We start from the raw sequence: 11591 nt of genomic DNA, 5'->3' as shown, positions 1-11591 counted from the left end.
AATGTACGTCAAGGGTATTGCCCGGGTGGACAAGCGGACGAAAAGACTGGTTAAACGTCTGGCGCCTCATGAAATTGCCATTATCAACCACCCCGAGCTTGATGACGTCGCCGCCCGGTCTCTGGTAGAAGCACGGGTACGGGCAGTCATTAATGCTGCTCCTTCCCTGAGTGAGCGGTATCCCAATCCCGGTCCACTCACCCTTGTCCAGGCCGGGGTGGTTCTGGTGGACAATGCCGGAGAAGATATTATGGATAGCGTGGCTGAGGGACAGGAAGTCGAAATAAGGGACGGTCTTGTATTTTGTCAGGGCCGCCGGGTAGCATCCGGTCATATCCTTACTGTCGAAGAAATAAAGCAGAAAATGGCTCTTGCCCAGCAGAACATGGGAGCCGTTATCTCCCGTTTTGTGGAAAATACCCTGGAACATGCCCGGCACGAAATGAGCCTGATTAAGGGTGAATACCAGCGGCCTTTCCTGCACACCTCTTTTCAAAACAAGCATGTACTTATTGTAGTACGGGGACATAACTACAAGGAAGATTTAAATGCCATTAAGTCATACATTGACGAAATGCGCCCCGTGCTGGTGGGTGTGGATGGAGGCGCAGATGCTCTTATAGAATTTGGTTACCGGCCTGATATTATAGTTGGCGACATGGACAGCGTTTCGGATAAAACTCTGCGGTCAGGGGCGGAACTGGTGGTGCACGCTTACCCCGATGGGAGGGCTCCCGGGTTACAACGCATTCAACAGCTGGGGTTGAAGGCGGCTGTTTTCGCTGCTCCCGGTACAAGTGAAGATATAGCTATGCTTCTGGCGTATGATGGTGGAGCAGAGTTGATTGTAGCCGTGGGTACCCACTTTTGTGTGGAGGACTTTCTGGAAAAAGGCCGGCAGGGCATGGGGAGCACTTTTCTGGTGCGTTTGAAAGTGGGTTCAATTCTGGTTGATGCCAAAGGGGTCAGCAAGCTCTACCGAAACCGCATTAAGGCCAGGTACCTGGCTCAAATTGTTCTTGCCGCCCTCCTGCCTGCTGCCGTTGTAGTAGTTGTGTCCCCCGCCACCAGGGAGTTGTTACGTTTACTCTATATACACTTCCGGTTGTTGCTGGGGATTTAGGCTGGTGGTATAAAATGATCATCAATCTGCGGTATCATATTGCTTCGCTGGTGGCGGTTTTTCTCGCTCTGGGACTTGGTATACTGGTGGGCATCACGATGCTTGGCAATGATACCCTGACCAGACAGCAAAAACAGCTCGCGGATAAACTCATGGCGCAGATGGAACAGCTCCGGGAGAAGAATGAAGCAGTAGAGGCCCGGGCGAATGCCCTGGAAAGTGATAACCAGAAGCAAAAGCAGTTTGAGAAGCAGGTGCTTCCGGTTCTGGTCCGCGACCGTCTGGCAGGGTGCCGTCTGGCTATTATTGAAACCAACAGCTACGGATTTCCCGACGACCTCATCGCCACTTTACAACTGGCGGGAGCGGAGGTGGAGTCCATAACCACCGTATTGAACGGTTTTTACATAAACGGCCAGGAACAGACTTTACAGAAACGGTTGGGATGGAGTAACCTGACTAACGAACAATTGATTACCGGTCTGGCCAGGGAAATTGCACAGGGGCTGGTTAAGGGCAGGAACAGGGCTATGGACGTGCTGGAAGAAGAAAACCTGATCAAATTTAGCGGGAATTATGGAGTGCCCCTGGACGGAGTTATTATCATCGGTGGCAGCCAGGACCGGAGTATGGTGAGGGTCCAGGAACTGGACCTGCCCCTCATAGACGAACTTTTGCAGTCTAAAATACCGGTTTACGGTGTGGAGGAAACCAATGTGGTTTATTCCTATATGCCGGATTACCAGAAAAAACGCATTACCACTGTTGACAACATAGATACCATACCCGGACAGGTAGCCCTGGTAATGGCCCTGACAGGCAAGCCGGGACACTACGGTGTAAAGCCTACTGCTCAAAAGCTGCTTCCCGACCTGGACGAAGGGGGAAAACCTGTTGATGGGAAAAGAAGTATCAGTACTGGTTCCCGCCTATAACGAAGCAGACCACATAAAGGATACCGTGCAGGCGGTTTTATCTATCCCCGAGGTGGCGGAGGTAGTGGTTGTTGATGACGGTTCCACCGACGCTACGGCTGAACTGGCCCGGGCCAGCGGTGCCCGGGTAATTCGTCTTCCCCATAACCTGGGCAAAGGGGGAGCTTTAACCCGGGGTGCCGCCTTTTGTTCTTGCGATGTGGTCCTGCTTGTCGATGCGGATCTCGGCACCAGTGCGGTCGAGGCCAGGAACCTGCTTTTCCCTGTTCTGGATGGGGAAGCAGATATGACGGTGGCCCGTTTTCCCGCTCCTAAGCGCAGGGGCGGATTTGGCCTGGTAAAGGGGCTGGCCAGGGCCGGTATTCGCTGGTATACCGGCCTGGTTATGGAGTCCCCCCTGTCGGGACAGCGTGCCATGACTCAGAAAGTGCTGCAACATCTGGTGCCTTTCGCCTCAGGCTTCGGAGTAGAGGTGGGGATGACTATTAAAGCCGCACGCCTTGGATTCAGGGTGCAGGAAGTTCCCGTAGCCATGACACACAGGGAAACAGGCCGGGATTTCAAAGGATTTTTGCACCGGGGAAAACAATTCTGGCATGTGGCCCGGGTTCTCTGGCAGGCCAGAAGTTTGCTATAATAGCTCAGGAGTGCAGTATCATGCCTTTTATTACCGGTTTTTCTTTTCCAGCCATCCTTTTTTTGGCCGTTCTTATGGGGGCCTTGTTAACCCGCCTCTTCCTGCCCGGACTGGTGGGGATGATTGTCGAGGCAGGCTTTGTGCGTCCCAACTTTCGTGGCGAGGTTATTCCACTGGGAGCGGGATTGGTGTTTTCCCTGGCTGACGTAGGGTGCATAATGCTGCTGTATCTCTTCTTACCGGTGCAGCTGCAGATTTTTGCCCTGGCCTTTTGTCTGGCCATGGCTGCCTTTACCTGCCTTGGCCTGGTGGACGATGTATGGGGTTCCCGTGCTACAAGCGGCTTGAAAGGCCACTTCAAGAACCTTTGGCAGGGGAGGCTGACAACGGGTGCCCTGAAAGCCCTGGCCGGCGGGGCTTTGAGTTTTTTCCTGTCGGCACTTGTAGGCCCCCTGGTATGGATCCCTGTCAATACTCTGACTCTGGCTCTTTCCGTAAATGCCATCAATCTTTTGGACTTACGCCCCGGCCGGGCGGGAAAGTGTTTTCTTTTGTGCTCTTTTGTCTTCCTTGCGGCTGGCTGGGGCCAGTGGCCCTTAGTTTTTCTCGCTGTTGTAACGGGCAGTGTTTTGGCCTACCTGCCTGCCGATTTAAAGGCCAGGGCCATGATGGGTGACACCGGTTCCAACGCCCTGGGCGCTGCTCTGGGACTAACGGCGATATGGGTTCTTCCGGAATGGGTCAAACTGACTTACCTGGGGCTGCTTATTGCTCTACATGTGGTGGCCGAAAAGTATTCTCTCACCAGTCTTATTGCCCGCAACCCGTTGCTGGACCGGCTGGACCGCTGGGGTAGTGACCGGGAGTGAACACTTTTTTACGGCCGGGGATAGGAAATTTGTTATCTTTGTCGAATTGTCTTGTCCGTGGGGTGAACCCTGGTGAGTACGACTCTTAAAAGAATAACCATTTTTACCGGCCATTTGGGTAGCGGAAAGACCGAGCTGGCCATTAATTTTGCCCTCTCCTTGAAGGAACGGGGTTTGCCCGCGTCCGTCATTGATCTGGACGTGGTGAACCCCTATTTTCGCACCCGGCTGGTCAGGGAAAAATTAGAACAATTGGGCTTGACAGTAATTTGCCCCCGGGGTGAATGGATGAAGGCGGACCTGCCGGCCCTGCCACCGGCCATCCGCGGTGTGCTGGATGACCCGGACCGGTACGGTGTTTTCGATGTGGGTGGCGACGAAGTGGGGGCAACGGTCCTGGGGCGCTTCCGGCCCCTGCTGCCCTCCGGACAGTACAACCTCTGGCTGGTGGTGAATACCTGCCGTCCTTTTACCCGGGATAAACAGGGCATCATAAATATGCTGGCAGGTATTGAGAGGGCCTGTAAACTTCAAGTAACAGGCCTGGTAAGCAATACCAACCTGGGTGCGGATACCGACTGTCAGACCATCCTGGCGGGGTACCGGGTGGTTCAGGATGCGGCCCGTACCCTCAACCTGCCGGTGGTAATGGTGGCAGCGCGCCGTGAACTGGTGGCATATCTACGTACCCAACTCCCGTCAGGACTGCCTGTGCTGCCTTTGAATCTTTTTATGCAGGCACCGTGGCAATATTTTGCAAGTGTTCAGTGAAGCATTCTGATGTCAGGATCGGCTTACGCGCAAAAGACAGGTAAGCTTTCACATCCAATACATTGCGGTAAGTTTGGGGAGGGAGATTTTTGGCTATCGCACGAGTGACATTCAGGGAAGAACGCTGTAAGGGTTGCGAACTCTGTGTTACCTTCTGCCCGAAAGGCATCATTAAGCTGGCCAAACATATCAACAGCATGGGTTTTCATCCTGCCACCATTGAAGATCAGGCCAGTTGCACCGGCTGTGCTACCTGTGCCCGCATGTGTCCGGACCTGGTTATAGAGGTGGAAAGGGAGGTGTCCCGGGTTGGCTAAAATATTGATGAAAGGCAACGAGGCTATCGGGGAGGGTGCAGTAAGAGCAGGGTGCCGTTACTTCTTTGGTTATCCAATAACGCCCCAGAGCGAGCTCCCTCACTATCTGGCCAAACGACTCCCGGAAGTAGGGGGGCTTTACCTTCAGTCGGAAAGTGAAACGGCCGCCATTAATATGGTTTACGGTGCTGCCGGCGCCGGTGCCCGGGTGATGACTTCTTCTTCCGGTCCCGGGATCAGCTTGATGCAGGAAGGCATCTCTTACCTGGCGGGAGCTGAGTTGCCCTGTGTTATAGTCAATATGATCCGGGGCGGCCCCGGATTGGGAAATATTGCTCCGGCTCAGTCCGATTATTTTCAGGCGACCAGGGGAGGTGGCCACGGGGATTACCGTGTAATTGTCCTGGCCCCGGCCTCGGTGCAGGAGATCATTGACCTGATGCAGTTAGCCTTCGACCTGGCTGACCGTTACCGCAACCCGGTAATGGTGGCGGGTGACGGCATCCTGGGGCAGATGATGGAACCAGTGGAACTTGGAGAAGAGAGGGAAGTGGAGATCCCCCCCAGGCCCTGGGCGGCTACTGGCCGCATGGGCGGAGAGAAAAAATTGATCAACTCACTTTATATCGTACCCGAGGAACTGGAACAGCATAATCTGAAATTGGCCAAAAAGTATGCGTTGATCAGCGAGCGGGAACAGCGGTGGGAGGAATACCGGCTTGAAGGGGCAAAACTGGTGCTGGTAGCCTTTGGAACTGTCGCCCGTATCTGCAAGGCGGTAGTGGACCGTTGCCGCGAGGAAGGTCTCGCAGTTGGCCTGATCAGGCCCGTTACCCTGTGGCCCTTCCCCCAAAAGGCTTTTGATTCCATAATTGAAGGTACGAATGGATTCCTGGTCGTGGAAATGAACCTGGGACAGATGGTGGAGGATGTCCGTCTGGTCGTGAATGGACGCCGTCCCGTGTATTTTTACGGCCGTTGCGGGGGTATGCTTCCCGTGGCGGCAGATATCTTGCAGGAAGTGAAGAAATTGTACGGGGGGGAGGGCCAGTGATGAAAAAAATTTTTACCAGACCCCGGTCGTTGAAGGATATGCCCACCCATTACTGTCCGGGTTGCACCCATGGTATCGTACACCGCCTGGTGGCCGAGGTAATTGACGAACTGGAGATCTTTGACCGTACCATCGGCGTGGCACCGGTTGGGTGTTCGGTTTTTGCTTACAACTACTTTGATTGTGATATGTTCCAGGCTTCCCATGGCCGCGCTCCGGCTGTGGCGACCGGAATTAAACGGGTTTTACCCGACAGGGTTGTCTTCACCTACCAGGGGGATGGTGACTTGGCGGCTATCGGAACTGGGGAAATAGTCCATGCCGCGGCCCGGGGAGAGAAATTTACGGTTATTTTCATCAATAATGCCATTTATGCCATGACCGGAGGTCAGATGGCCCCCACCACCCTGCTGGGGCAGAAGACCACCACCACTCCCTACGGGCGGGACAAGGAGATTAACGGTTACCCGGTGAAAGTGGTGGAAATGCTAAGCGTGCTGGACGGGACGGCCTATGCGGCGCGAGTCTCCGTTCACGATCCTGCTCATGTGGTCAAGGCCAAGAGGGCTATTAAGCGGGCATTTGAAGTACAGCTGGCCAATCTGGGTTTCTCTATTGTCGAGGTGCTCTCGGCGTGCCCAACCAACTGGGGCCTGCCTCCAGCGGAAGCCTTAAAATGGCTGGCCGAAAATATGATTCCCTATTATCCCCTGGGTGAGTACAAAAAACCTGCGGAGGTTGGTTAAAATGTACGAAGCAATTCTGATCGCTGGTTTTGGCGGGCAGGGGGTTCTTTCTACCGGACAACTCCTGGCTTATGCCGGTATGCTTGAAGGAAAGCACGTATCCTGGATCCCCTCTTACGGTCCTGAAATGCGGGGAGGTACGGCCAATTGCGGGGTAACAATTTCAGATTCCCCCATCAGTTCTCCGGTCGTTTCCGAACCCACCTCCCTGATTGTGATGAACCGTCCCTCTCTGGAAAAATTTGAGGGGAGCGTGGTTGCCGGGGGACTGATCCTGGTTAACAGCTCCCTTGTCGACATCAAGGCTACCCGCAAGGATATCCGGGTATATTATATACCGGCGAATGAACTGGCCGAAGAACTGGGCAACGCCAGGGTCGCCAACAACATCATCCTCGGGGCGTTACTGGAATTGACGGGTGTGGTAACCCTGGATGCGGTGGAAAAATCCCTGCGGGAGGTTTTACCCGCCCACCGTCACAATCTGATTTCCATCAACCGCCGGGCTCTGGAAACTGGTGCCGCCCTCGTCCGGCAGTCGAAAGCTGCCCGGGCGGGGTAATGGCTGCCGGTGAGAATCAGTGCTGGAGGGGTGTTAATGATCAATCAGGATCGAATCCTGGCTGAATTTCTCGAGCTGGTACAGGTAGATAGCGTAAGTGGGCATGAAAGGGCGCTGGCAGACCTGCTGGCATCCCGCTTAAAGGAGCTCGGGCTGGACGTATATGAGGATGGAGCCGGGGCCGTAACCGGGGGTGAAGCGGGCAACCTGATCGCCACTCTGCCGGCACGGGGTCCGGAACGTCCCCTTTTGCTGGTGGCCCACATGGATACAGTGGAGCCGGGCCGGGGCGTTCGGCCGGTTGTGGAGAACGGTGTTGTCCGGTCGGCCGGTGATACCATTTTAGGAGGCGACGACAAAGCCGGTATAGTCACCATTCTGGAAGTGCTCCGCGTCATCAAGGAAGACCAGCTTGTACACGGCGGGCTGGAAGTGGTCTTTACCATAGGGGAGGAAAGTGGCCTCCTGGGGGCCAAACACCTGGATCATACCCGGTTGCGCTCTTCAACCGGTTATGTGCTCGATTGTGACGGGCCTGCCGGGACCATTGTGATGCAGGCTCCAGCTCAAGATAAAATAGAAGCGGTTGTCCGGGGTCGGGCGGCCCATGCCGGTATAAATCCCGAGGACGGGGTCAATGCCATTGCTGTGGCGGCCCATGCCGTAGCCCGTATGAACCTGGGGCGTATTGATGAAGAAACCACGGCCAACATCGGTGTCATCTCCGGTGGCAAAGCTACCAATATTGTACCCGATTTCTGCCGTCTCGAGGGGGAGACCAGGAGCCTTACCGGGCATAAGTGCCGGGCTCAAACGGCGGCTATGGTAGAGGTCCTTGAAACAACGGCCGCCCGATTTGGAGCCAGGGTGGAAGTGACAACGCAGACCCTTTACCACGAATTTAAACTGGACGAGTCGCATCCTGCCATTGTAGTAGCGCAAAAGGCGGCTGAAAACCTGGGTCTGGTATCGCGGCTGGTCAAGACGGGTGGAGGCAGCGATGCCAACATATTTAACGCCCGCGGTATTACCTGTGTAAACCTGGGGATTGGTATGCAAAAGGTTCATACCACTGAAGAATTTATCCGTATAGACGATCTGGTGACCAACGCCCGCTACCTTCTGGAAATTATCAGGGTAGCGAATGCTGGTGACCGGTAACTGGAGGCCCTGGAATGATCCGCATTCGTACTGGAGAAGTCGTGGCAGTAGAAGCCAGGCGGCCGGGGCTGACCGAAGTCCTGGTCAGGGTGGAGGGGAAGAAAGAACGGGCCGTAAATTATGATCAACTTACCGGTCCGGTCAAACCGGGAGATGCGGTGGTGCTTAATACCACTGCCGTGTATAAAAAACTGGGTACCGGAGGTACCCATTTTATTATGGCCAACCTGGCCAATACGGCCCTTGATGTCCCCTGTACGGGACATATTATGAAGGCTCGTTACACCCCCTCCCAGGTTAAAGTTCTGGCCGTGGAAGAGGAAGAACATCCTGAAAACCAGTCCTTCCGGGCGGTGGATTCGCTGAACGGTATACCGGTAATCATAGCCTCCCTGCACAGCATGATTGCCCCGGCCGCGGCTGTAATCCACAGGTTGACCCGCGGAAAGGCCCGGGTGGTTTACCTGATGACCGATGGTGCTTCCCTACCCCTCCCCTTGAGTCGTCTGGTATATGAGCTCAAAGAGAAAGGGCTCCTTTCAGCCACCGTCACCTGCGGGCATGCCTTTGGTGGAGATTATGAAGCGGTCACTGTCTACAGCGGTCTCCTCGCCGCCCGGGGTGCGGCAGGGGCGGATATCATCATCGCCGCCATGGGACCCGGCATTGTCGGTACCGGATCCACTTTTGGCTTTACAGGTGTGGAGCAGGGAGAACTGGTCAATGCGGTACATATACTGGGGGGGCAACCAGTAGCTGTCCCGCGCATCGGTTTTGCCGATACCAGGGAACGCCACCGGGGGCTGAGCCATCATACCCGGACTGCTCTGGGCCGCGTGGCTCTTGTACCATGCACCGTTCCCATTCCGGTTCTGGCACCGGAAAAACGCGCTCTGATTTGGCGACAGCTCCAGGAGAGCGGCATCCTGGACAAACACCGGATAATTGAGGTGGAAGACAACCCCACCCGGGAGGCGCTGCAGGAATACGGCCTTACAGTTACCACCATGGGGCGGGGTATAGATGAGGATCCTGATTTCTTCCTGGCTGCCGGAGCGGCAGGAGCATATGCGGCCGGGCTTTTTTTAAGGACAAATACCTCAGTGCAGGCAAGCCCTGAGGAAGTCCCGTAGAGTGTCGTAGCATGCTGCGTATTCCCGGAGCATTTCGGTTATCATCCTGGCTTTACCAATACACACAAAACCATGTTTGCTGAAGTACACCCGCACCGTTTTTGCCTCCTCGGGAGTAAGTTGTTGTAAACGGAATGTTCAGCGTACCTGATTTAAATATATGCCCCGGGTATCTAAATATTCAGTAAACCCTTTTCCGGGTGGTTAAACATGATGGGGTGAGATTTTGTTACCTGCAGTGATCCTTACCGCCAACGCGAGCGGGGCTGCCTGGGCCGCCCGGCAGGGCCTGGTGGTTATGGTAGTCGATGTCATTGACATGTCGACCAGCCTGGAAGCGGCCCTGGATGAAGGGGCGGTGGCGGTATTCGGAGCCAGTCCCGATGCGGCGAAGCCCCCTGTCCCCGTTGATCCGGCAGCAATTGGCCGGCTGGCCGGGGAGCGGGCCAGGGCACTGGGTACCGGTGTGATCGTAATTGCCGAACCGCGCACCGGTACCGGGGAGCAACGCAGGGCAGGTATACAAAAGGTTCTCGGTGGTCTTACCGCTGCCGGAGCCACGATTGAGGCTGTAGTTCCCAATTCAGGTGCTTCCGTTGTTGAACTGGCGGACTTTAAAGGAAAGGTGGTCGTAGCGGCCACGGGCTCCGGGGGTGTGGCCTTTGATGCCGCCCTGACGGCCGGGGCACCGGCTGTCCTTACGGGGACAGTAGCCCGTACACGCCGCAAAAAAGGAAAAGACCCTGCTCTGGCTGCCGCAGCCAGGGCAGCGTCGGCGGCAGAGAAAATGCACCGGGGGGTTGCGGTCGTAGCCGCCAGCAGTAATTCCATGGAAGACCTGCTGGCCGCCGACTACATTTATCGCCTGATTCTTCAACTCTTTTAGTTACCTACCATATCATATCTCCCCTTCTAAAACCATATATATGAGCATGGACAGGTTGGAAGGGGTGGAGGAGCTTTGCCCGATGTTTTCCGCAATTCCCTGCGAAGCAGCTGGCCCCTTTGCTTGCTGGTATTGATTATCTTTACCCTGGGCTTAATTTGTGGTGCTCTTAACCTTACCGCCCTGCCCCCTGCACGCATCCAGGAACTTCACGATTATATAAATCTATCCCTTAAGGGGGTCCGGGAGCTGGACCTGGGAACAGGACGGGTAGCCTGGGAAGCCATGTATGGGAAAATGCTCATCATGGTTACCCTTTACGTTTTAGGTTTGACATTTATGGGTATCCCCGTGATCCTGGTTATGGTTTTTTTGAAAGGATTTGTTATGGGTTTTACCGTAGCTTTTCTCAATTACGACCTGGCCTGGCGCGGATTACTTCTTGTCCTTGCGTGCATCATCCCGCAAAATTTGCTTTACCTGCCAGCACTGCTTGCAGGTTCAGTGGCGTCGCTTTCTTTTGCCATCGTACTTTTTCCCCGTCCCTCCAGCACCTGGAGCAAAATATGGGGTTCTTTTGCCCGCTATACCGGGGTCATGCTGGTGGCCCTGACCGTGGCAGTCGGGGCAGGGCTGGTAGAGGCCTTTGTGACGCCCTGGTTAACCAGAATGGTAGTCGGCATCCTGGATTAAAGCCGGGCTAATAACCTCGAAGGAAAGGGGGGACCCGTGGAACGGGTGTGGACATGACCGTAATTTTTATTGCCAAACTGAGACAAAAGGTCCTGTTCTGCCTTCGCATACTGGTGGTGCTGGCCATCCTGGCCGTGCTGTGGGGGCATATCTACAGCTTTATCAAGTCGGGAGGTAGCTTTAACCAACCCCGCTTCTTTTTTCCCGATAGCGTCATATATAACCCCACCATTGGTCCTATTGATGCGGGTCAGGGTACATTTATGGACCGCCTGTTCGAATTTTTACGGGACTATTACAGGGGTCACCATGGCAAACCGGATTAAAACCGGTTTTTTTCTTTATCAACTTTGTTAATCTGTGAAGGAATTTAGTTTTAAAAAAAGAATACAAGTGGAGACCACCTCCGGGATTTCCGGAGGCAGCTTTTCTGTGGACGAAAGGGTGAGAATCTGTTGGCAAGAGTCTTTTTTGCCGATATGCGTGCCAGACAAAAAGAAAATCTTCTTGACAAGGTAGAAAAACTTTTTGAGCGGGCTGGGATGAGAGATCTTATTGCACCCGGGGATCTGGTGGCCTTAAAAGTCCATTTTGGAGAGCGGGGTAATACGGGATACGTGCGGCCCCAGTTTATACGCCGCCTGGTGAACAAGGTTAAAGAACTGGGTGGCAAACCCTTTCTTACGGATGCCAATACCCTTTAT

15 protein-coding genes are annotated in these 11591 nt (G+C 54.6%); all 15 read left to right on the top strand.

Features of this window, described 5'->3' with window-relative positions; all coding sequences use genetic code 11:
• Position 1 precedes the first annotated feature (1 nt).
• Positions 2-1123, top strand: coding sequence for a putative cytokinetic ring protein SteA (gene steA / locus ACPLUI_RS05795; RefSeq protein WP_424659326.1), 1122 nt, complete (start codon positions 2-4; stop codon positions 1121-1123).
• Between the two features lie 14 nt (positions 1124-1137).
• The gene (locus tag ACPLUI_RS05790; protein WP_424659325.1) at positions 1138-2058 is read left to right on the top strand and encodes a copper transporter; all 921 of its coding nucleotides are present in this window, start codon (positions 1138-1140) and stop codon (positions 2056-2058) included.
• Positions 2021-2695, top strand: a complete 675-nt coding sequence (locus tag ACPLUI_RS05785; RefSeq protein ID WP_424659329.1) for a glycosyltransferase family 2 protein — start codon at positions 2021-2023, stop codon at positions 2693-2695. Before ACPLUI_RS05790 ends, ACPLUI_RS05785 begins: the two co-directional genes overlap by 38 nt.
• 20 nt (positions 2696-2715) lie before the next feature.
• On the top strand, positions 2716-3564 hold the full coding sequence (locus tag ACPLUI_RS05780) for a hypothetical protein (RefSeq protein WP_424659324.1): 849 nt from the start codon (positions 2716-2718) through the stop codon (positions 3562-3564).
• A 72-nt stretch (positions 3565-3636) separates the two neighbouring features.
• Positions 3637-4335 carry a hypothetical protein gene (locus ACPLUI_RS05775; protein WP_424659323.1) on the top strand — a complete coding sequence of 233 codons (699 nt, stop codon included), beginning with the start codon at positions 3637-3639 and terminating at the stop codon, positions 4333-4335.
• Positions 4336-4430: 95 nt separating this feature from the next.
• On the top strand, positions 4431-4652 hold the full coding sequence (locus ACPLUI_RS05770) for a 4Fe-4S binding protein (protein ID WP_424659328.1): 222 nt from the start codon (positions 4431-4433) through the stop codon (positions 4650-4652).
• A complete protein-coding gene (locus ACPLUI_RS05765; protein WP_424659322.1) occupies positions 4645-5706 on the top strand; it encodes a 3-methyl-2-oxobutanoate dehydrogenase subunit VorB in 1062 nt (353 codons plus the stop codon). The genes ACPLUI_RS05770 and ACPLUI_RS05765 overlap by 8 nt, the downstream gene beginning before the upstream one ends.
• Positions 5706-6452, top strand: coding sequence for a thiamine pyrophosphate-dependent enzyme (locus tag ACPLUI_RS05760; protein WP_424659321.1), 747 nt, complete (start codon positions 5706-5708; stop codon positions 6450-6452). The genes ACPLUI_RS05765 and ACPLUI_RS05760 overlap by 1 nt, the downstream gene beginning before the upstream one ends.
• Before the next feature lies 1 nt (position 6453).
• Positions 6454-7014: a 2-oxoacid:acceptor oxidoreductase family protein gene (locus ACPLUI_RS05755; RefSeq protein WP_424659320.1), complete on the top strand. Its 561-nt coding sequence runs from the start codon at positions 6454-6456 to the stop codon at positions 7012-7014.
• Between the two features lie 36 nt (positions 7015-7050).
• Positions 7051-8175: a M20/M25/M40 family metallo-hydrolase gene (locus ACPLUI_RS05750; protein ID WP_424659319.1), complete on the top strand. Its 1125-nt coding sequence runs from the start codon at positions 7051-7053 to the stop codon at positions 8173-8175.
• Positions 8176-8189: 14 nt separating this feature from the next.
• On the top strand, positions 8190-9308 hold the full coding sequence (locus ACPLUI_RS05745) for a DUF3866 family protein (protein ID WP_424659318.1): 1119 nt from the start codon (positions 8190-8192) through the stop codon (positions 9306-9308).
• Positions 9309-9534: 226 nt separating this feature from the next.
• The gene (locus ACPLUI_RS05740) at positions 9535-10194 is read left to right on the top strand and encodes a hypothetical protein (RefSeq protein WP_424659317.1); all 660 of its coding nucleotides are present in this window, start codon (positions 9535-9537) and stop codon (positions 10192-10194) included.
• A 75-nt stretch (positions 10195-10269) separates the two neighbouring features.
• Positions 10270-10887 carry a stage II sporulation protein M gene (gene spoIIM / locus ACPLUI_RS05735; RefSeq protein ID WP_424659316.1) on the top strand — a complete coding sequence of 206 codons (618 nt, stop codon included), beginning with the start codon at positions 10270-10272 and terminating at the stop codon, positions 10885-10887.
• 53 nt (positions 10888-10940) lie between these two features.
• Entirely contained in the window at positions 10941-11213 is a 273-nt protein-coding gene (locus ACPLUI_RS05730) for a hypothetical protein (protein WP_424659315.1), read from the top strand.
• Between the two features lie 126 nt (positions 11214-11339).
• Positions 11340-11591 (top strand): DUF362 domain-containing protein (locus ACPLUI_RS05725; RefSeq protein ID WP_424659327.1); only part of this gene is annotated, 252 nt, incomplete at its 3' end.

The sequence above is a fragment of the Desulfofundulus sp. genome, from assembly GCF_049701015.1.
In the GTDB taxonomy this organism is placed as follows: Bacteria; Bacillota; Desulfotomaculia; order Desulfotomaculales; family Desulfovirgulaceae; genus Desulfofundulus.
Note: the sequence above shows the minus strand (reverse complement) of the source record. Positions and strands in the feature narration are given on the sequence as shown.

Coding starts and splice junctions, on each gene's coding strand:
- ACPLUI_RS05785 (WP_424659329.1), top strand. CDS start 2,021: ATGGGAAAAGAAGTATCAGTACTGGTTCCCGCCTATAACGAAGCAGAC.
- ACPLUI_RS05790 (WP_424659325.1), top strand. CDS start 1,138: ATGATCATCAATCTGCGGTATCATATTGCTTCGCTGGTGGCGGTTTTT.
- ACPLUI_RS05730 (WP_424659315.1), top strand. CDS start 10,941: ATGACCGTAATTTTTATTGCCAAACTGAGACAAAAGGTCCTGTTCTGC.
- ACPLUI_RS05750 (WP_424659319.1), top strand. CDS start 7,051: ATGATCAATCAGGATCGAATCCTGGCTGAATTTCTCGAGCTGGTACAG.
- ACPLUI_RS05745 (WP_424659318.1), top strand. CDS start 8,190: ATGATCCGCATTCGTACTGGAGAAGTCGTGGCAGTAGAAGCCAGGCGG.
- ACPLUI_RS05755 (WP_424659320.1), top strand. CDS start 6,454: ATGTACGAAGCAATTCTGATCGCTGGTTTTGGCGGGCAGGGGGTTCTT.
- steA (WP_424659326.1), top strand. CDS start 2: ATGTACGTCAAGGGTATTGCCCGGGTGGACAAGCGGACGAAAAGACTG.
- ACPLUI_RS05780 (WP_424659324.1), top strand. CDS start 2,716: ATGCCTTTTATTACCGGTTTTTCTTTTCCAGCCATCCTTTTTTTGGCC.
- ACPLUI_RS05760 (WP_424659321.1), top strand. CDS start 5,706: ATGAAAAAAATTTTTACCAGACCCCGGTCGTTGAAGGATATGCCCACC.